Source organism: Mesorhizobium sp. M0437 (genome assembly GCF_040321335.1).
Lineage (GTDB): Bacteria > Pseudomonadota > Alphaproteobacteria > Rhizobiales > Rhizobiaceae > Mesorhizobium.
Genome location: NZ_JAMYRK010000018.1, coordinates 31,687 through 51,074, shown reverse-complemented (window position 1 = coordinate 51,074; position 19,388 = coordinate 31,687). Strand labels below are relative to the sequence as shown.

General features: G+C 63.5%; 21 protein-coding genes and 2 pseudogenes. 12 read left to right on the top strand and 11 right to left on the bottom strand.

Features of this window, described 5'->3' with window-relative positions; genetic code table 11:
- Window positions 1-116 precede the first annotated feature (116 nt).
- On the bottom strand, window positions 117-881 hold the full coding sequence (locus NKI72_RS14015; RefSeq protein ID WP_352834106.1) for a pseudouridine synthase: 765 nt from the start codon (window positions 879-881) through the stop codon (window positions 117-119).
- Between the two features lie 115 nt (window positions 882-996).
- On the opposite strand from NKI72_RS14015, the gene NKI72_RS14010 reads away from it, so the two are divergent.
- Window positions 997-1,587 (top strand): DUF922 domain-containing Zn-dependent protease, encoded by a 591-nt coding sequence (locus NKI72_RS14010; RefSeq protein WP_352834109.1) that lies wholly within the window; start codon window positions 997-999, stop codon window positions 1,585-1,587.
- A 46-nt stretch (window positions 1,588-1,633) separates the two neighbouring features.
- On the opposite strand, the gene NKI72_RS14005 is transcribed toward NKI72_RS14010, so the two are convergent.
- Window positions 1,634-2,377, bottom strand: a complete 744-nt coding sequence (locus tag NKI72_RS14005) for an SDR family oxidoreductase (RefSeq protein WP_352834112.1) — start codon at window positions 2,375-2,377, stop codon at window positions 1,634-1,636.
- A 283-nt stretch (window positions 2,378-2,660) separates the two neighbouring features.
- Between NKI72_RS14005 and NKI72_RS14000 the strand changes: the two genes are divergently transcribed.
- The 8 genes and pseudogenes from NKI72_RS14000 (at window position 2,661) to NKI72_RS13965 (ending at window position 9,962) form a co-directional block, all read left to right on the top strand.
- Window positions 2,661-3,284 carry an NAD(P)H-dependent oxidoreductase gene (locus NKI72_RS14000; protein ID WP_352472165.1) on the top strand — a complete coding sequence of 208 codons (624 nt, stop codon included), beginning with the start codon at window positions 2,661-2,663 and terminating at the stop codon, window positions 3,282-3,284.
- Window positions 3,285-3,418: 134 nt separating this feature from the next.
- Window positions 3,419-5,428, top strand: coding sequence for a tetratricopeptide repeat protein (locus NKI72_RS13995; RefSeq protein ID WP_352850230.1), 2,010 nt, complete (start codon window positions 3,419-3,421; stop codon window positions 5,426-5,428).
- A gap of 99 nt (window positions 5,429-5,527) precedes the next feature.
- On the top strand, window positions 5,528-5,860 hold the full coding sequence (locus NKI72_RS13990) for an ArsR/SmtB family transcription factor (protein WP_352457336.1): 333 nt from the start codon (window positions 5,528-5,530) through the stop codon (window positions 5,858-5,860).
- A gap of 4 nt (window positions 5,861-5,864) precedes the next feature.
- Window positions 5,865-6,495, top strand: a pseudogene (locus NKI72_RS13985) (aquaporin).
- Window positions 6,492-6,914, top strand: a complete 423-nt coding sequence (gene arsC / locus NKI72_RS13980) for an arsenate reductase (glutaredoxin) (RefSeq protein ID WP_352834119.1) — start codon at window positions 6,492-6,494, stop codon at window positions 6,912-6,914. Before NKI72_RS13985 ends, arsC begins: the two are co-directional and overlap by 4 nt.
- Before the next feature lie 69 nt (window positions 6,915-6,983).
- Window positions 6,984-7,316 carry an ArsR/SmtB family transcription factor gene (locus NKI72_RS13975; RefSeq protein WP_352490030.1) on the top strand — a complete coding sequence of 111 codons (333 nt, stop codon included), beginning with the start codon at window positions 6,984-6,986 and terminating at the stop codon, window positions 7,314-7,316.
- Window positions 7,317-7,366: 50 nt separating this feature from the next.
- Complete coding sequence (locus tag NKI72_RS13970) at window positions 7,367-8,743, top strand: NAD(P)-binding domain-containing protein (protein WP_502898588.1); 1,377 nt, start codon at window positions 7,367-7,369, stop codon at window positions 8,741-8,743.
- Window positions 8,740-9,962, top strand: a pseudogene (locus NKI72_RS13965) (MFS transporter). The gene NKI72_RS13970 and the pseudogene NKI72_RS13965 overlap by 4 nt, the downstream one beginning before the upstream one ends.
- A 24-nt stretch (window positions 9,963-9,986) precedes the next feature.
- Here NKI72_RS13965 and NKI72_RS13960 read toward each other — a convergent pair.
- Together NKI72_RS13960 and NKI72_RS13955 are read right to left on the bottom strand one after the other, a co-directional pair.
- Window positions 9,987-10,211 (bottom strand): hypothetical protein, encoded by a 225-nt coding sequence (locus tag NKI72_RS13960; protein ID WP_031213090.1) that lies wholly within the window; start codon window positions 10,209-10,211, stop codon window positions 9,987-9,989.
- Between the two features lie 230 nt (window positions 10,212-10,441).
- Window positions 10,442-10,807, bottom strand: coding sequence for a VOC family protein (locus NKI72_RS13955; RefSeq protein ID WP_352472157.1), 366 nt, complete (start codon window positions 10,805-10,807; stop codon window positions 10,442-10,444).
- 144 nt (window positions 10,808-10,951) lie between these two features.
- Here NKI72_RS13955 and NKI72_RS13950 point away from each other — a divergent pair, with 144 nt between their 5' ends.
- Together NKI72_RS13950 and NKI72_RS13945 are read left to right on the top strand one after the other, a co-directional pair.
- A complete protein-coding gene (locus tag NKI72_RS13950; protein WP_352834127.1) occupies window positions 10,952-11,263 on the top strand; it encodes a hypothetical protein in 312 nt (103 codons plus the stop codon).
- A 44-nt stretch (window positions 11,264-11,307) separates the two neighbouring features.
- On the top strand, window positions 11,308-12,183 hold the full coding sequence (locus NKI72_RS13945; protein WP_352834129.1) for a sigma-70 family RNA polymerase sigma factor: 876 nt from the start codon (window positions 11,308-11,310) through the stop codon (window positions 12,181-12,183).
- 188 nt (window positions 12,184-12,371) lie between these two features.
- Here the strand turns inward: NKI72_RS13945 and NKI72_RS13940 are convergent, their stop codons facing one another.
- The 6 genes from NKI72_RS13940 to NKI72_RS13915 all read right to left on the bottom strand — a co-directional run bounded on the left by NKI72_RS13940 (window position 12,372) and on the right by NKI72_RS13915 (window position 17,843).
- Window positions 12,372-13,529, bottom strand: a complete 1,158-nt coding sequence (locus NKI72_RS13940; protein ID WP_352472151.1) for a sulfite oxidase — start codon at window positions 13,527-13,529, stop codon at window positions 12,372-12,374.
- A 591-nt stretch (window positions 13,530-14,120) separates the two neighbouring features.
- The gene (locus tag NKI72_RS13935; protein WP_352453494.1) at window positions 14,121-14,765 is read right to left on the bottom strand and encodes a hypothetical protein; all 645 of its coding nucleotides are present in this window, start codon (window positions 14,763-14,765) and stop codon (window positions 14,121-14,123) included.
- A gap of 168 nt (window positions 14,766-14,933) precedes the next feature.
- Window positions 14,934-16,175 carry a DNA polymerase IV gene (gene dinB, locus NKI72_RS13930; RefSeq protein ID WP_352834132.1) on the bottom strand — a complete coding sequence of 414 codons (1,242 nt, stop codon included), beginning with the start codon at window positions 16,173-16,175 and terminating at the stop codon, window positions 14,934-14,936.
- A gap of 131 nt (window positions 16,176-16,306) precedes the next feature.
- Complete coding sequence (gene ybiA, locus NKI72_RS13925) at window positions 16,307-16,855, bottom strand: riboflavin biosynthesis intermediates N-glycosidase (protein WP_352834135.1); 549 nt, start codon at window positions 16,853-16,855, stop codon at window positions 16,307-16,309.
- 98 nt (window positions 16,856-16,953) lie between these two features.
- The gene (locus NKI72_RS13920) at window positions 16,954-17,412 is read right to left on the bottom strand and encodes a GNAT family N-acetyltransferase (protein WP_352472143.1); all 459 of its coding nucleotides are present in this window, start codon (window positions 17,410-17,412) and stop codon (window positions 16,954-16,956) included.
- A gap of 68 nt (window positions 17,413-17,480) precedes the next feature.
- The gene (locus tag NKI72_RS13915) at window positions 17,481-17,843 is read right to left on the bottom strand and encodes a hypothetical protein (protein ID WP_352834138.1); all 363 of its coding nucleotides are present in this window, start codon (window positions 17,841-17,843) and stop codon (window positions 17,481-17,483) included.
- 194 nt (window positions 17,844-18,037) lie between these two features.
- Between NKI72_RS13915 and NKI72_RS13910 the strand changes: the two genes are divergently transcribed.
- Complete coding sequence (locus tag NKI72_RS13910) at window positions 18,038-18,337, top strand: hypothetical protein (RefSeq protein ID WP_352638087.1); 300 nt, start codon at window positions 18,038-18,040, stop codon at window positions 18,335-18,337.
- A 221-nt stretch (window positions 18,338-18,558) separates the two neighbouring features.
- Here the strand turns inward: NKI72_RS13910 and NKI72_RS13905 are convergent, their stop codons facing one another.
- Window positions 18,559-19,254, bottom strand: a complete 696-nt coding sequence (locus tag NKI72_RS13905) for an XRE family transcriptional regulator (protein WP_352457320.1) — start codon at window positions 19,252-19,254, stop codon at window positions 18,559-18,561.
- Window positions 19,255-19,388: the final 134 nt, after the last annotated feature.

Genomic DNA, 19,388 nt, shown 5'->3' with positions numbered 1-19,388 from the left:
GGTCAGTTAGGAATATCCGCCAGGAGTCGAAAGCGACCCTTGTCCGCGCGCGCCGCTTGCTGCGTCACGTGGGCTTCGACTGGCAGTTGGCTGACTGTCGAGTCGCCGCCAGCAGTTCAGGCCTGAAGCAGCGCCTGCTCTTCCGCGCTCAGATGGCGTGCCTTGCCTTTGGCAAGGTCGCCGAGTTGCAGAGATCCGATCGCGATCCGTACCAGGCGCAGCACCTCGATATCGTGGGCGGCGAGCAGCCGGCGGATATGGCGGTTGCGGCCCTCGTCGAGCACGATCTCCAGCCAGGCGGTGCTGGTGCCGCCGCGCAGCAGCTCGATCGAGCGGGCTGTCAGCAATTCGCCGTCGACGGTCGCGCCGGCGCGCAACCGCGCCAGCATGGCCTCGTCGGGCAGCGCACCGATCTGCACGTGATAGGTCTTGGCGACGTGCGAGGCGGGGTCGAGCAGGCGCTGCGCGAAGCGCGTGTCGTTGGTCATCAACAGCAGGCCTTCGCTCGCCTTGTCGAGCCGGCCGACCGGCGAGACGAAAGGCAGGTCGAGGCCTGCCAGGCAGTCGTAGACGGTGCCGCGGTCCTGCGGGTCGTCGCGGGTGGTGACCAGCCCGCGCGGCTTGTTGAGCATCAGATAGACCTTGCGCTCGGCGGCGACGCGGCGGCCGTCGACCTCGATGCGATCGCGGCCTGGATCGACGCGCATCGAGCCGTTGCGCACGATCTTGCCGGCGACCCGCACACGCCCCTCGGCAACCAGAAGCTCGGCCTGCTTGCGCGAGCACAGGCCAAGCTTCGACAGCGCGCGACAGAGGCTGACGCCGGGAGGATTGGCTGCGGGGGCAGGGCGTTGCCGGGCAAGGTTCGGTCGTGGCGACATGGCGTTGTCTGTGGATTCTTGTATACGAGCATCCCACTATAGCCGGCCGCCGGCTATGTCCACGGAAGGGAACTGCATATCGTTTGCGTCGTGCGCAGCGGCTGCGAGGACTTGCATGAAAACAGCCGTTCGCCTTTGCCTGCTGCTCGCCTTCCTGCCGACATCGCCGGCGCATGCCGGCTGGCAGGCGGTCGAGAAGGTCGAGACCTATGCCATCTCAGGGCAATCCGGGCCGGAGCTCTATGCCTCGATCGGCGGGCGCGGGCCGCTGCTCGGCGAGCGCCGCGTCATCGCGCATACCAATTTCAAGCTGACCTGGGTGAGGGACTACCAGCCGCAAGGCGACGCCTGCGTGCTGGTGTCGGCGCGACCGAAGCTGATCATCACCTACACCTTGCCGAAGCCGGCCGCGCGGCTGCCGGGCGCAATCCAGAAGAACTGGGAGGTTTTCGCAGCCGGCCTCGCCGCCCACGAGAAGGTGCACGGCGCCAGCATCGTCGACATGGTGCACAAGATCGAGGCGGCCACCATTGGCCTGACCGTCGCCGATGACCGTGGCTGCAGCAAGATCAGGATCGAAGTGACGAGACGGCTCGCCGGAATCTCGCAGGCACAACGGCAGGCGAGCCGCGATTTCGACCGGGTCGACTTCGGCCCGGGCGGCAAGTTGCGGCAGCTTGTGTTCACGCTGATGACCGGCGGATGACGCTGCAGGGCTGCGGGGGCGGCGCAGGGTACCACCTTTGCGGCCCTCACGCCTGCTCGGTCGGATAGAGCGTCAGGATGTTGACGTTGACCCGTGGCGGCTGGCTCACCGCATACAGGATGGCGGCGGCGATATCCTCGCTTTCCAGCTGCTCCATGTCGTCCAGCCTTTGCTCGACCGCCTGGCGCACATCGGCACGCATATTCTGGGTGAACTCGGTCTTGACGGCGCCAGGCTCGATGCAGGTGACGCGGATGCCATCCTTGCCGATCTCGCGGCGCAGCGATTCCGCCATCGCGCTCACCGCGTGCTTGGTGCCGGAATAGACCACCGAAGGGTGGATGTAACGGCCGGTGCCGGACGAGACCACGACGATGTGGCCGGCGCCTTGCCGCTGCATCGACGGCAGTGCCGCATGGATCGGATAAAGCAGGCCCAGGATGTTGACGTCGACCATCCGGCGGTATTCTTCCGGCGTCGTGTTGCGGAACGGCGCGGCGACGCCGACCCCGGCAACCGCAAGCAGCATGTCGAGCCGGCCGTACTCCTGCTGGACCCGCTCGACCATCGCCGTGGCTTGCGCTTCGTCGGCGACGTCGACGGCAATCGGCAGTGCCGCGCTGCCGGTCTCACGGATCCGCTTCGCCAGATCGTCCAGCCGCTCGGCGCGCCGCGCGGCAATCGCCAGCGTGGCGCCCTCGGCCGCCAGCGCCAGGGCGGTGGCCTCGCCGATGCCGGAGGAGGCGCCAGTCACCAAGGCGATCTTGCCGCTCAGTTTTCCTGTCTGCATCTTTTTCTCCTGACGCTTTGGACCCGCCGTGAAGCTAGGGCGCCGGCTTTCTGGAACAATGCTGATCGAAAAACCGAATCCACCGTTAGGGTTTTGGCCCCAGCAAGCCCACGTCTGCGCACGAACGGGCCTTGACGCGACCGGAGGTGTTGCGTCTTGATATGGGGGCTGCGGGGCTTCGCATGAAAACAGCTGATCGACTACGTCTGCGGGTGGCTTGTTTGCATGCGACGCTTGCATGCACCTCCGCGATCCTCTCGCGACCGACAGGTCTGAGCGCCAGATGAAGGTCCTCGTCGTCCATTGCCATCCCTGCGCCGACAGCTTCAACGGCGCCGTGCGCGACACAGTGCTGGAGACGCTTGCCGAAAGCGGCCACCAGGTCCACCTGCTCGACCTCTATGCGGCCGGCTTCGATCCGGTCATGCGCACGCAGGAATGGCGCGGTTACCACGACAAGGCGGCGAACCTGCAACCGGTGCACGAACATGCGCAGGAGCTGCTCTGGGCGGAGGCGGTCGTCTTCATCTATCCGACCTGGTGGTATGGCCTTCCGGCGATGCTGAAAGGCTGGCTGGAGCGTGTGCTGGTGCCGGGCTTCGCTTTCGAGATGCCGACGGCACGACGCGGCCCGCGGCCCAAATTGCGGCACATACGCCGGGTGATGGCAATGACCACATGTGGCGCCACGCCGCTGATGTCGTGGATCATGGGACAGCCCGGCCGGCGGACCCTGCTGCGCGGCTTCCGCTCCGTCTGCCATCCGCTGTGCCGGACCAAATTCCTGGCGCTCTACCGGATGGACAGCGTCTCGGCCGCCGGACGTCAGGCGCATCTGCAGCGGGTCAGAAAAGCGGTTGCCGGCCTTGGTCGCGCTGATGCGGTCGCCGCCACAGTGCCTGGCTGATTTGGACCAGGCGAGCCGCCGCTGTCTCCGCCGAATGTCACGGGCGGGTGTCGGTTTGGCAAAGGTCAAAAAAATCAAGTCTCACCTTGACCCAAGAATGGTTGCAGTGTTGGGTTGCAAAGATCAAGGCCTTCTTGATCAAGCGCACTGCGATGCAAATAAACGACATGATCCGTGAGCCGATGATTCGAAAATGGCATAGGTCTTTTTGTCGGTCGCTGCTGCGTGGGCTCGTGGTCTTGTTTGCCCTGAGCGGCCCAGCTTTGGCTGCCAGCAGCGATTGTGTCGGGGACGACGAGGCCGATACGGCTCGGCGAATTGCCGCTTGTACACTCATGATAGAGGATGTGACGGAGCCCGCCAGCAGCCGTTTGACGGCCTATTTCAAGCGCGGCGTCGCCTGGGCGAGGCAGAATGATTATGATCGCGCTATTGCCGATTTCGATAAGGCGATCAGCCTCGATCCGGAAGATGCCAGTGCTTATTACTACCGAGGCATCACCTGGGCACTCAAGAGCGACGCTGATCGCGCTATCGCCGATTTCGACCAGGCGATCAGCCTCGACCCGAAGAGCGATGCATACCGCATCCGAGGCTCTGCCTGGCTCGACAAAGGCGACAACGACCGAGCTATTGTCGACTACGATCAGGCCATCAGTCTCGAGCCCCGGAATGCCGGAGCTTATGGCGACCGGGGCCTGGCCTGGGCACGCAAGGGCGACAACGACCGCGCTATCGCCGATTTCGGCCAAGCGATCAGCCTCGATCCCCGCGATGGCCGAACTTATAACAACCGAGGTCTCGTGTGGAAAAGGAAGCGGGACTACGACCGTGCCATCGCCGATTATGACCAGGCGATCAGCCTCGATCCGAAGGAAACCAGCGCCTACGACAATCGGGGCATGGCCTGGCTACTCAAGGGCGACTATGACCATGCCATTTCCGATTTCGGACAGGCGATCAGCCTCGATCCGAATGTCGCCGGAGTCCATCATCATCGAGGCATGGCCTGGTCACTCAGAGGCGATTCTGATTATGCCATTGCCGACTACGATCAGGAAATCAGCCTCAATCCGAAGAACGCCCGTGCCTACCTCGATAGAGGCCTGACTTGGACAATCAAAGGCGATTACAATCGTGCGATCGCCGACTACGACCAAGCGATAAGCCTCGACCCGAAAGACGCCAGTGCCTATGGCAATCGAAGCCGGGCCTGGAAATATAAGGGCGACTACGACCGCGCCATCGCCGACGCCGACCAGGCGATCAGTCTCGATCCGGAACGCGCCAGTGCCTTCTACAACAGAGGCAACGTTTGGGCTGACAAAGGCGACTATGACCGCGCCATCGCCGACTTTGACCAGGCGATCGGCCTCGATTCGAAAGACCCCAATGCTTACGACGATCGAGGTACGGCTTGGGCACACAAAGGCGATGACGACCGCGCGATTGCCGACTTCGATCAGGCAATCCTGCTCGACCCGAAACACGCCAGTGCCTACAGGAAGCGCGGCTGGATATGGGACAAGAATGGCGAATACGACCGCGCCCTCGAGGACTATGGCAAAGCAATTGGGCTCGATCCGAAATATGCCCATGCTTATCTCAGCAGAGGTCTCGTCTGGTCGATAAAAGGCGAATACGTACGTGCAACGGCAGATTACGACCAGGCAATCAGCCTCGATCCGACGATTGTCTACGCCTATTTGGGCCGGGGTATCGTCCATTTCTACTCCGGTGCGATGGAGAAAGCCCAAGCCGATTTCGCGCAAGCCGCCACAGTCAAACCAGAGGATGCGTATGTTGCGATCTGGCTCGATTTTGCCGAGCGTCGCAATGGCGCAGCAGGGCATTTGCAGGAAGCGACCAAGAAGCTCGACATGACGCGATGGCCGGCGCCGGCTGTTCGAATGCTGCTTGGCGAGCAGACTCTCGCCGCGACAATTGCAGAAGCCGACGACCCTGATGCGATAAAGAAACGCGGAAACCTGTGCGAGACAAATATGTTCAGCGCCGAGCTGAGCCGACTGCAGGGGCACAGCGATGAAGCTTTGCGGCTCTATCGGCTCGCCGCCAGCGATTGCCCCAAAAACTCCTACGAATTTGTTGCCGCCAACGCAGCCCTGCGCGAGCTGTCGCCTTAGCTGCCGCCGCTACGGACTTCCCCGCCTTCGGTGAGATTTCGTTGCTCAACACAGTCTTCGCGCGTTGACTCTATTCCCCATTTCTGGAAATCTGGAAACATGGACAAGACGCTCGCCCTTTCGGCACTTGCCGCGCTCGGCCAGGAGACCCGGCTGGACGTTTTTCGCCTTTTGGTGCGGGCCGGCGCCGAGGGCGTGGCTGCGGGCGAGATCGCCTCACGGCTCGCCGCGTTCCCGAATACGATGTCGGCCCATCTCAAGATCCTGTCGCATGCCGGCCTGGTGCGGACCGAACGAGAGGGCCGCAGCGTGCGCTACTTCGCCGACATGACCAGGTTTCGCGATCTGCTGGCCTATCTCATGGAGGATTGCTGCAATGGCGCGCCGGAACTTTGCCAGCCTGTCATCCAGGCTGTGACCTGCAACTGCTAGCCAGATGAGCTCCGGCAATCTTCCCCGCCGCCTTGTTGCCGAAGCCCTCGGCACGGCTCTTCTGGTCGCCACCGTGGTCGGTTCCGGTATCATGGCCGATAAGCTGACCAACGAGGTCGCACTCACCTTGCTCGGCAACACCTTGCCGACCGGGGCGATCCTGGTCGTGCTCATCACCATATTCGGGCCGATATCCGGAGCGCACTTCAACCCGGCGGTGACGCTGGTATTCGCGCTTCGACGCGAGATCGAAACGAACGCAGCGCTGGCTTACGTCGCCGCCCAGATTGCCGGCGGCATCGCTGGAACATTCCTGGCGCATGCAATGTTCGAATTGCCGATCCTGCAAGTGTCGGCGACGGTGCGGACCGGAAGCGGGCAATGGATTGCGGAGCTGTTCGCCGCCTTCGGGCTGGTCTTCACCATCCTCGCCGGCCTGCGTTCCCGTCCGGATTCGATCCCCTGGCTGGTCGGGCTCTATATCACCGCCGCCTACTGGTTCACCGCATCGACATCCTTCGCCAATCCGGCCGTCGCCATCGCCCGTGCGTTCTCCAACACTTTTGCCGGGATCCTTGGCAGGGTGGCTGCTCGCCCAACCGAAACCAGCCGGACAGATGAAGGCCGCGCAATGACGGTCACCATCTACCACAACCCCGATTGCGGCACCTCGCGCAACACGCTGGCCATCATCAGGCAGTCCGGCGAGGAGCCTGAGGTGGTCGAATATCTAAAAAATCCGCCGTCGCGCGAAAAGCTCGTCGAGCTGATCGCAGCGATGGGCATGACGCCGCGCCAATTGCTGCGCGAAAAGGGCACGCCCTATGCCGAACTTGGCCTGGGCGACCCGAAGTGGAGCGACGACGAGATCCTCGATTTCATGCTGGCGCATCCGATCCTGATCAACCGGCCGATCGTGGTGACGCCGCTCGGCACCATGCTCGCCCGACCCTCCGAAGCCGTGCTCGATATCCTGCCCAATCCGGATATCGGCCCGTTCACCAAGGAGGACGGCGAGGTGGTCATCGACGCCAGCGGCAAGCGCGTCGGCTAGATATCGTCTTATTTCGATCTTTGTCGAAATTCTCTTGACGTGCAGCGATTCTGGAAATAGCTTATTTCCATGAAACTCGAAAAAGCAGCCTCGCAACTTGAAGCCCTCGGCAGCCCGACGCGGTTGCAGCTCTATCGGACGCTGGTGCGGGCGGGCGATGAGGGGCTGCCGGTCGGGCGTATCCAGGACAGATTGGGCATCGCTGCCTCGACGCTGTCGCATCACCTCAAGCGGCTGGTCGACACCGGCCTGGTGACACAGGAGCGCCAGGCGACCACGCTGATCTGCCGGGCCAACTATCCCGCCATGAACGGGCTCATCGGATACCTCGCGGACGAATGCTGCGCCGATGCCACCTGTGCGCCGGCATCGGCGGAAGCGGCCGCCAAAACGGCGGCATGATTTTTTTGCCATTATAATTCGAAATTACCGGAAGGATGGAAGACATGGAGATGATCGAAAAACTCCCCGTTGCGGTGATCGGCGCCGGGCCGGTCGGTCTGGCGGCAGCGGTCCACCTGATCGCGCGGGGCATTCCTGTCAAAGTCTACGAAGCCGGCAATGCGGTTGCATCCAATCTCAGGGATTGGCGCCATGTCCGTGTGTTCACGCCCTGGCGCTATTGCGTCGATCAGGCGGCCAGAAACCTGCTCGAGGCGCATGGCTGGCGGATGCCTGAGCCCGAGGCATTCCCAACCGCGGACGACCTCGTCGCGGATTATCTCGAGCCGCTTGCAAAGCTTCCGCAATTGTCGCCGTCGATCGAAACCGGCGCCCGGGTCGTCGGCATTTCGCGCTGGGGCGCCGACAAGGTGCTGAGCAAGGGACGCGAGAACCGGCCGTTCATGCTGGCGGTCGAGACTGCCGATGGTACAAGGCGCGACGGCGCACGTGCCGTCATCGATGCTTCGGGAACCTGGCAGATGCCGAACCCGCTCGGCGCCGGCGGAATTCCTGCAGAAGGCGAGGCCGAATTTGCCGACCGCATCGCCTACGGCATCCCCGATATTCTCGGCCGCGACCGCAGCCTTTATGCGGGGAAGACGACGCTGGTCGCCGGCTCCGGCCATTCGGCCGCCAATGCGGTGCTGGATCTCGCCAGGCTGGCAAATGTGGAGGCCGGCACCGCTTTCATCTGGACAACGCGCGGCACCGACCTGGTGCGCATCTACCGTGGCGGTGATGCCGACCAATTGCCGGCACGCGGCGAACTCGGCGCCGAAGTGCGCGAACTGGTGGAAAGCGGCGGCGTCAGGCTGGTGACGGGCTTTGCGGCTGTTTCGATCCGCGATGCCAACGGCCGGCTGGTCGTCGAAGGCCAGACCAGGGACGGTTTGCAGGCGCTTGGCCCGGTCGACCGCATCATCGCCGCGACCGGGCAACGCCCGGATCTGTCGCTGACCCGTGAGCTTCGGCTCGAGCTCGATCCATGGCTGGAAAGCGTCAAGGCACTGGGACCGTTGATCGATCCCAACGAGCACTCCTGCGGCGACGTGCCGCCGCACGGCCACCGTGAGCTCAGCCATCCAGAGCAAGGGTTCTACACAGTCGGCATCAAGAGCTATGGCCGCGCACCGACCTTCCTGCTGCTGACCGGGTATGAGCAGGTCCGCTCGGTCGCGGCGGCGATCGCCGGAGACATGGTGGCGGCCGACAATGTCCAGCTCGTGCTGCCCGAGACCGGCGTCTGCACCGTGCCGCGGATCGGCATTGCCGACAAGGGGTGCTGCGGCGGTCCGGCGCCGGCGGCTTCGAGCGCCTGCTGTGTCGCCGACGCCAAGGCGAAGGCGGTCGGCAAAGGCGGCTGTGGCTGCAGCGTCGCGGCATGAGTCTTTCGCCGCCTTCGCCGGCCATCGTGCGCAGCCGCGGCGCGATCATCACCGCGCTTGGCCTGACGCAGATCATGGCGTGGGGGTCTTCCTACTATCTTCCCGCGGTCATCGCGCCGGCAGTCTCCTCCGATACCGGCTGGCCGCTGGCATGGGTTGTCGGCGGCCTGTCTCTCGGCTTGCTCACGGCAGGATTGATCTCTCCGCGCGTCGGCTCGTCGATCGAGCGGCATGGCGGCCGCAACGTTCTGGCGTTCAGCGCCGGATGCATCGGGCTCGGCCAGATCGGGCTGGCTCTTGCCCCTAATCTTGCGGCCTATATCGCGGCCTGGCTGGTCATCGGCCTGGGCATGGGGGCAGGGCTCTACGATGCCGCTTTCGCGACGCTTGGCCGCCACTACGGCCAGGGCGCGCGCTCCGCCATCACCATGCTGACGCTGTTCGGCGGCCTTGCGAGCACCATCTGCTGGCCGATCTCAGCCTTGCTGCTGGGGGAGGTCGGCTGGCGCGGCACCTGCCTGGTTTACGCCGCCTTTCAGCTGGCAATTGCGCTGCCGCTCTATCTGGTGATCCTGCCCCGGGAGCCGCCGCAACCGGCAGTCAAACCGGGAGTGAAGAAGGCGGCACCCATTCTCGACAACCAAGCCGATCCGTCGATCATGATCGTTCTGGCCGCGACCCTGACACTCGCAGCGGTGATCTCGTCGACACTATCGGTGCATCTGCTCACAATCCTGCAAGGCAGCGGCATGGCGCTTGCCGCAGCCGTCGGGCTCGGCGTGCTGGTTGGTCCATCACAGGTGGCGGCGCGCGCGATCGAGATGATGATCGCGCGCTACCACCATCCGATTTTCACCAAGTTTGCCTCGGTTACGTTTGTGGCGATCGGCGTTTCGACGCTCTGGGCCGGCATGCCGATCATCCCGCTGGCGCTGGGCTTCTACGGCGCAGGGATCGGCCTGGAATCCATCGCGCGGGGGACGTTGCCGCTCGCGCTGGTCGGCTCGAACGGCTATGCGAAACTGATGGGCCGCCTCGCCATGCCGAGCCTGATCGCCCAGGCGCGGCACCCTCGGCCGGCGCATTGCTGCTGGAGCGCTTCGGCCCGCACGGGACGTTGGCCGCGCTTTCCGGCCTGGCGCTGGCCAACGTCATCCTCGCATGCGGCTTGGGCTGGCGGATGCTCCGCCGACGGCAATCGCAGGTTCAAACCCGATAGGATTTCGACCTGCGTTCGGCGCCTTCAACTGGAGAGCGGGAGATCTTCCAAGGGATCGACAAGGAAGGACGCGGCGATCAGATCGTCCGCATCGAGGCGCAGTGAGCCTTTGGCGCCGCCCATAATGGCGGCAACCTTTTGAAACGTCTTGATCTCATGCTCGGTAATCTGGGCACTTTGCATTCTGGATTTGAGGTCAGCGACGCGCAGCCCCAAACTGTGGGACATTCCGATTTTACGGTTCGACATGGTAAGATGCTCCTCCCCGGCCCATGTTTGTTTTGCCACCCGCCCTTATTCGTATTTCCTCCGCCTGCCTAAATATGAGGCATCGCGATACAGCGCCCGAACGCCCGATGCAAGGGAAGGTTCCGGCGCGCAGCGGTCACGAAATAATAATACGTAGGAAGCACGGCCGATGGTCCGGCCGGAGGTAGGACTTAGGTATGACGCCCCGCCGGACAGAGGGCTCCGGTGGCTTAGCGGCTGGCGAGGACCATGCGGTTGCCTTCGCTGTCGCGAAACTCCGCCACCGTGCGGCCCGGCTGCCACGGCGCCTCATGCGGCTCGGTGACGATCTCGACGCCGTCCTTCTTCAGCGCCGCGATCATTGCCCCGACATTTTCGTCGACCAGCACCAATACGGGCTCCGCTCCGGGAGCGTCGTCGGCGCGCCTGACAAAATGCAGGTTCGTCACGGCATGCGGAAATGCCAGCTCGATCCAGCGCCAGCCGCCATCACCCATCTTCTGGTCGGCCATGACCTGGCAGGCGAGATGCCTGGTGTAGAACGCCTTGGCGCGGTCCTGCTCGAACACCGGAAGCTCGGCAAACTGGATATGCATGATCGTCTCTCCTGCTTGATGGCTGCCGCGCAGCCGCCCACGCGGGAAAGACGATGCGGGCAACCGAAAAGATTCTTCGGCAAGGAGAATCTTTTCAGCGCAGCCGGTCGTCCTTCGTTCATACCAACCAGTCAGGAGACGACGATGGACTACGCGCTCATTCGGTACGGTGTGAACCAAGCCGACCTGGCAGATAACCGCGTGCTGGTCGAAAAAGTATTTGAAGCGCTGGGCGAGGCGGCACCGCCGACGGTGCGTTATCTCGTGCTCGAGCTGGACGACGGCTCGTTCGTCCACATCGTCGGCCAGGACGGCGATTCGTCGGCGCTGACCGGGCTTGCCGCCTTCAAGGCATTTGCGGAAAACCACGCCCAGCGCCGTTCGACCCCGGCAATGCGATCGCCTGTCAAAGTCATCGGCAACTATCGTATGCTGGCGGATCAGAAAGCCGGGTAGCGCCCGCCATGCCGCTCGCGCAGAAATGGGAAGCTACGCCGAAAATGAACAGGGCGACTTTGGAGGTGCTGCTCGTCGGGTTGCGGCCAAGGCTGCATCGCTACTGCGCGCGTATGGCCGGCTCGGTGATCGACGGCGAGGACATCGTCCAGGAGGTCCTGATCAAGGCGCTGCAGGCGATCGACGGGGGTGCGATCGTCGAACGGCCCGAGCAATGGCTGTTTCGCATAGCCCACAATGCCGCGCAGGATCATCTGCGGCGGCGCAATCGGGAAAGGTCGCGCATGACCGAGGCCGACATGAGCGTCATCGAGGATCCCTCCGGCAGCGCCGACAGCCGGCTCGCCGCCCAGACCGGCCTGCGCTCCTTCATGCAGCTTTCGGTGCCGCAGCGCAGCGCCGTGATCCTGGTCGACGTGCTCGGCCTCAGCCTGCATGAGACCTGCGAAGTCACCGGCGCGACGCTCGCCGCCACCAAGGCCGCGCTGCATCGCGGGCGGGCGCAGCTCAAGTTGCTGGCGCTGCAGCCCGAACAGGCGCTTGCGCCGAGGCTCGACGCCGATGACGAGCGCCGGCTGCGGCGCTATGTCGACCTGTTCAACGCGCGCGACTTCGACGCGGTCAGGGCACTGATCGCCGAGGACGTGCGGCTCGACGTCGTCAACCGCGTCCGCCTGCGCGGCAAGGCCGAGGTGTCGACCTATTTCGGCAATTATGCCCGTATCAGCGACTGGACATTGTCGCTCGGCTTCGTCGACGACAGGCCGGCGATCCTGATCCGCCACCCGCAAGCGGCCGACGGCGCGGTGCGCGGCTTCATGCTGGTCGAGTGGCGGAACGATCAGGTCATCCAGATCCGCGACTTCCGCTATGCGCCCTGGTGCCTGGTCGACGCGGAGATCAGGGCCGTGGAGGGGTGAGGAGAGCGCTGGAAATGGTGCGAAATGGCGATCAGGCAGCCTCCTGCTGTTTGACCTAAACGCAATTGCCACATGGCAGCACGTTCTTAGAGCGGTTCCGGTTCTCTTAGAACCGGTAACTCGCTCTAACTATCTGTTTTGCCGCATTTATGCGGACGCCACATGACTCCATTTGGCGGCAGAATCCTCTAGCCGATACGCACGCGGCGCGTCACTTGGCCATTGCTTTCCCAGTATGTGTGTTTCTTGGCTATCAAGGGATCGTCCATCGCCGGTTGAATTTGTCCTGTGGTGCTGACCGCGCGCGAGGTCACGGTGTGTTCTCCAGGAGAGGGATTTGCCCAAGCCAGGGACCATATTTTCCAAGCGTGTTCGGCCTCCTCACTGTGGTCAATGGTCGCTGGTGTCCAAGGCCCTTGATCGATTTGCACTTCGACCCGGTCGATCGGCGCCCCCCAGGCTGCCCCAACGATGCGGTAATCTGAATCTTTCCGGGTAACCTTCGCAGGCGCGGACTTTATCAGCGCTCGCCCGACTGACGTCTCGGCCCATACGGTCTCGCCGTTGTGGTCTTCCTCCCGGATGGTGACATAGTCACGGGCCATCAGAAGGCTCATGAACCGCGTATCGCGAACCTCGATGCGCTTTAGCCACTTGACGTTGGCGATCCCGTACCAGCCTGGCGCAATGAGCCGTACCGGGAAGCCATTGGGCGCCGGCAAGGCGGCCCCGTTCATTTCATAGCAGAGGAGATTGTCGGGGTTCATCGCGTCGGCGAGCGACATGCTGCGAGCGAAGTTCTGCTGCATCTTGACGTCGCGTATCGGGATCTCGCCTGTGTCGGTACCGAAAAAGACGACCTCGATGCCCTTCTCCAGAACGCCGGCTTCCTCAAGGATCGGGGCGAGCGGCGTCCCTGCCCAGCGAGCATTGCCGATGCCGCCGGTGAAAAAGGGAAACCCGTGGTTGCCCGAGCATTCCACCGTGAAAACGACCTCCTGCCGCGGTCGCGCCCTGATGTCGGCGAGCGTTAACTCGAGGGGCTTCTTGACCAGGCCTCCGATCTCCATCGACCATGTCTTCTCGTCGATCGTTGGTCGGTTGAAATGCGAGATGCTGAAGAACTTGTCGTTTGGCGTTATCCAGCTATCCAAGTCCTCCCAGACAAGCTGCTTCTGGATACCCACCGGATCGGGATTTTCGGTCGGCTGATCCAGCCATCGAATAACTTCCTCGTTCGGCCGTGTTGGAAAAGCGTAAGCCCGGCGCGAGGTATAGAGAGCAGCAATTGCGGCAAGAGCCGCGCTTCCTTGAACAAGAAGTTCTCTGCGCTGAAAATCAGGCATGTTGTTTACCTCCCAGTTGATCCGGAACGGGCTGCAACGTGCCTTAGCCGTAGCCTGATCACGGATAGGCGACACAATGTGAGGTCTGCCCACCCGGAAGTATCCGGGTAGGTCAGACAATCACCGACGCAAGTCAAGCATGTGAAGCATTGCACGAAACGTTAGCTCGCGTTTCGCACGCTAAGAGTGCGCCTTTGAGAAGGAACTGTCCACAACTTGGACGGGACATGATGATGATTGCAGCATTCCATGCCGATTTCCGGTCCTGCCAAAATCGTTGCTGCTCTGATCGCTGCCGAACGCCCGCTTCTGGGTCATTTCCGGACTTTCGCGGGTTCTCGTCGAACCGGTGTTTCCTGCCGGCCCATGGGTTGGCCGTGCGGCCGGCACCGCCCTGGTCGCTTGGGGCGGCGCAACGCTTTTGGTCTGACGACCAGGGCCGCCTCGAATGTCGCATTTGCAGGAGGAGGCGGGCCCGGGCGGCACATCAGAACCAATCTGCATAACGAGGTGGCCAGCAAGCAGGCCGCCCGGCTCGGGCGCGGCTGAATCAATCACACGTGAACCATTCGCCGACCGAGCGGGGACACCCTAATTGGTGGTGACTTGCGTCACCGCCACGCCGGTTATCCTGCCGTTGCCGGCTGTGTAGGTGAGCGTCTGCGTGACCGTGGCGTCCTTCTGGTCGGGAGACGAAGCAGGATAAGAGGCGGCGAAGCCGAAATGGCCGTAACGATCGGGCTTGGCGGCGCCAAATTTCGCGGCCACGTCGCTCAGCGGCGCTCCGACGCCGGGCGTATCGAGTTCAATAGCTGTCAGGCTGGCAGGCGCGCCGGCGCATCCTTCCGGCACCTTGCCTTCCGGGTTCGGCTGCAGGGCGACGGACAGGACACCATGGTCGGAGCCACCCATCTCGCCGGATACGAACCAGAAGATCGACGGCGATCCGCCGGCGTCGGGGCCGGCATAGCAAAGCCAGTGGCGTGAATCTCCGGCGTCACCTTCATCGTGCATCGCTCCGCCGAAGGCTTTTTCGACATCGGCAAGCGTGGTTTCCTCAAGCTTTATCTCCAGCGGCCCGGCCTTGACCTGCTTGAACAGCGGGCTGGCCAGCGGCGAGTTGATATCGCCCAGGGATGGAATCGCCCGGTCCGGGTTGAGCGGCTTGGCCAGCGTCGTTGCATTGGTCACCAATCCGGCAACGATGAGTGCGAAATATCCGGCGTTCTGTCCCATGCCGATCTCCTGTCGTTCGAAGTGAGGGCGGAAGGATTTGCGAGCGGGTGCTACCCTGTCTGGTTGATACCCAAACCGGTGCACGACGAACTGGTCCCAAGATAAATTCACAACGGCGCAGCCTTCAACGTCATTCCGGCGACTTGGCAACCAAAGTGTAATCGAGGCTCACAATTCCTTTTCGGCCAGCTCGCGAAACGCGTCGGGAACCGACCGCTGTAGCTCGAGCGCGACCGAGGCGTAGCCCACCGCCTCCCAGCCGAAGCGGTCGCGGATCTTGTCGACGGCGCGATCCGCGGTCCAGCGCGCCGCGCCCTTGCTGGTGCCGGGGCGGCGGCGATCGTCGTCGAGCCCGAGCGGCAGTTCCAGTTGCAGGCCGGCATGCTGCTCCAGATGCGATACGGCGATCGCCAGCAGCGAGATTGTCTTTTCGTGCGGATGGTCGATGAGCACCTTGCGCACCAGCGCCTCGGCGATCTCGGCCAGCATGGCGGTCGCCGAAATCGGCTGATCGAGCGTGATCGAGCGCGTCACCGAGCGCAAATCGGCAAAGCGGACGCGAACCGTCACTGTACGGCCGGGCCGGGATTTCGCCCGCAATCTTGTGGCGACCCTGTCGGCCAGATGCAGCAAAGCCGGCACGAAGACCTGCTCCTCGGCCGGTTTTCGGCCAAGCGCCGACTGCGCACCCGCCGAGCGCGCCCGGCGCTGCGTCTCGAGCTTGCGCGGATCGCGGTTCCACGCCAGCGCGTTGAGTTTCTCTCCCGCCGCCGACCCGAGCAGGCGCTCAAGCGCCCCACCATTGGTCTTCGCCAGCTCGCCGATGGTGTTGACGCCGATGCCGGCCAGCCGCTGCCTGGTGACCGGGCCGACGCCCCACATCAGCTCGACCGGCAGGTGGTGCAGGAATTCCAGCTCGTGGCGCGGATCGACCACCACCAGCCCGTCCGGTTTTGCGACCTGTGAGGCGATCTTGGCCAGATGCTTGGTGCGGGCTACGCCGACCGAGATCGGCAGGCCGAGCTCGGCCCGCACGCGGCGGCGGATCTTGCCGGCGATCTCGGCCGGCGAGCCGAACAAATGGGTGCAGCCGGCGACGTCGGCAAAGGCCTCGTCGATCGAAATCCGCTCGACCACCGGCGTGAAATCGCCGAGCACCTTGATTGCCGCATCGCCCAGCCGCTGATAGTCCTTGAAATGGCCGCCGACGAAGACGAGTTGCGGGCAGAGTTCCCGCGCCCGCCGTCCCGGCATACCGCCGCGCACGCCGAACGCCTTGGCTTCATAGGATGCGGCAAGCACTACCCCGCCGCCGACGGCAATCGGCTTGCCGCGCAAGGCCGGGTCGAGCAACTGTTCGACCGAGGCATAGAAGGCATCCAGATCCGCGTGGAGGATGTTGGCTTCCATCCGGCCCGTTCGCCCGCGGCGGTTCGAACGCCGCATTGTCTCGAGTTGTGGTGAGAACATAAAGAGAACATTGTGGGTGGATTGTCAAGCAGCGCGGAGGCTGCCGCAGATGACGAGCGCACGGCAAATGTTCAGCCGCGCAGCCGATCGCGCGCCTGCATCAGCGCGAATCCCAACAGGTTCTCGCCGCGCCACAGCAGCGGGTTCACCGCCCTCTCGTCATCCGCCGCAAGGCCGATACCCCACACCCGGTCGACAGGGCTCGCCTCGACCAGCACCCGGTCATGCGTCGACAACAGATATTCGCGCAGCGCCGCGTTCTGACGGAACTTCTGAAAGCTCCCTTCAGTGACGATGCGATATTTGTCTGCATCCCATTTGGTGCCATCGAAGCCGCTCACCTGGCGGCCAAGCTGCTTTGCCTGCTTGGGGCTCGCCGCCCTGAGGATTTGTGTTGCCGTCGGAGCATCACCGAACAGTCGTGCCTTCTCGGCCATCATCCAGTGTTCGGCAGTCGGATAGCTCAAGCCATCGACGGTAAAAGGCGCATGCCACCACTGGCTGAAGCACGACGTGCTTATTCGGCCGTCCTTAGACGGCTGATGGCCCCAGAAGAACAGGAACTTCTGCCGGGGCTTTGCGCGAAAGGTTTTCTCAAGCCAGGTTCGGTCGTAAATCATGGGCGGATGGAGCAGGGCGAAAGGCCGGCTTGTCAATGCTCCATCCAGAGTGGGTAGCGAAGATGAGCGGTCGGCGCTGAATGCGATGAAATGCTGATCTACAGCGCCATCTTGTAGCCGAGATGACTGGCGGTGAAGCCGAGGCGCTCGTAAAAAGCGTGGGCCTCCCGTCGACCTTTGTCCGTGGTGAGCTGGACGAAGCTGCAATTGCGCGAACGGCATGTTTCAATCGCCCATTCGATCATCAGCTTGCCGACGCCGCGCGAGCGCCATTGCCGCGCGACGCGAACGCCTTCGATCTGGCCGCGCCAGGCGCCTTTTCTCGAAATGCCTGGAAGGAAGCTGAGCTGCAGCGTTCCGACCACTTGCCCGGCGTTGACCGCGACGGCCAGCAACTGGTTGGGATCGGTATCGATTGCGCTGAAGGCATCGAGATAGGATGGCGCAAGCGGCGTGGACGGGTCTTCCCGGTCTGCGCCGAGCACATCGTCCGCAAGCATTGCAACGATCGCCGGCAGGTCGGGCGCCTGCGCGCGACGGAATTCGATCTCGCTCATCGCGCGGAGACATACGGCGCGGTGTCGGCGATCGCAACATCCGTTTTGCAAGGGAGGCCCGCGCGCCTTCAGGTCGCCTCGAGCGCCCAGAGGCGATGGCCGTAGCGGCGGAAGAAGCGGGCGAAGAGGCGTTGCTGCCTGGCGCGGGCGAAGTCGGCGGTGCGCCTTTCCTGTCGCCAGCGCGGCATGTTGCGGAACATCGACAGGAAGCGGGCGGCGTCCTCGATCGCCTCCTCGGCCGACTGCGCCGGGCGGATCGCCGCCAGGAACAAAGCGCGGCTCGGCTTCATCCGGTCGATCGCCGACTTGCGCTGGCCATGGCCCTGGCGCGCCGTGCGGATGCCGTCCTGGCGGATGGCTGCGAAGGCAGCAAGCATGGCCGGGCTGTGGCCGGCATAACCGCAGGCCTGGGCGAACTGGGCGAGGTCCATCGTCACTCCCTTGCTTGCCGGCCGACGGAGCGGCCGCGGTTCTGTTGCTCGCGCCGATTTCCAGCCCTGCACGAGATAGAAGCATAACTCAAGTACCTGAACAAGTGAAACTTTCACGTTGGTGCAAGCGGAACCGACTCGACTCCGCCCCGAAAACCGATAATGATGTGAACAAAGCAGGAACAATGATGGGGATGGCTATGGCATTAGCGGGCAGGGAAGCGACGATCGCGGATGTTGTCTCGATTGCCGTCGAGTGCATCGATTGCGGCCGCAACAGGTGGTGGAAACCGGCCGAACTCAAGCGGCATGGGGTGAGGCCGGAGACACCGCTGGCCGCACTTTCGGGGCGCCTGATCTGCAAGGCCTGCCGGGCCGACGGCCTGCCGGGCGCCGCCGTCTCGATCCAGGCCGCCTTCATCGACGACCGGCAGCGGACCCGCGCCGAGGCGCGCCTGCTCAACGGTCGAGAGCTGCAGTCGAGGCGGGCTTGAGGGGGCGGGCGTGCTGCTCTTCCCTTCTCCCCTTGTGGGAGAAGGTGGCCGAGCGAAGCTCGGTCGGATGAGGGGTGTTGGACGGATCGCTACCTTGATGGCGTAAGTGCTTAAAAATCGCTTCTACATTTCCTCCGCCGCGTTCCTTCCAGCACCCCTCATCCGGCTCGGCGCTGTGCGCCGATCCACCTTCTCCCACAAGGGGAGAAGGCAACAAGCCCTCAATACCCCAGCAGTTCCTTGAGCGGGATGACGCGGAAGACGTTCTTGATGGCGTAGCGGTTGAAGGACAGCGTCTTGGGCGGGTTGTACTGTTCGACGATCAGCTCGGCGGCGGTGCGCTTGACCAGCTTCTTGATGAAGGCCTTGCCGTTTTGCTCGTTCTCCTCGGGCAGGGTCTCGATCACCACATGGTCGCCGGGCAACGCTTCGCGGCCGCCGCAATAGATCATCTCGCCGGGCTCGTAGCGCGGCACCATCGAATCGCTCAGCACGTGCAGCGCAAACACATTGCGCAGATGCCGGATCCCCGGCGGCCGCTGGACATAGCCGGCCGGCTGGCCGTTGAAGGTGAAGTCGCCATCGTCGCCGCCGACGGCGGTACCGAGAAGCTGGATGTCCATCGGCCCGGCGGGCAGGGGGCCGGGATCGGTGACGATCTCGGCATCGGCGACCGGTCCGGCATCTTCGAGGAAAACGACCTCGCCCTTGCCGAGCGCCACCGGGTCGACGCGCAGGAAAGCGGCGGTCTTCAAAAGGTTCTCGGTCTTGGGCAGGTTGCGCCCGGTCTCCCAATTGCCGACGGCAGCGACGTCGGTGTCGTTGTGCTCGGCAATGTGACGCATCACCAGGCCGCGCTGCTTGCGCGCCCGGCGGATCGCCGCTCCGACCTTGATCGACAGTGCAGTTTTCGCCATGGCTCCATCTGAGGCATAAGATTCGGTTCGTCTATGCAAGAATCGCTTGCATTATGATTTGAGTTATGCTCTTATGTAGGCATGCACAAGTCGCTTCGCCAGCTTTCGGTCCTTGAATCCGCCGTTCAGCGCGC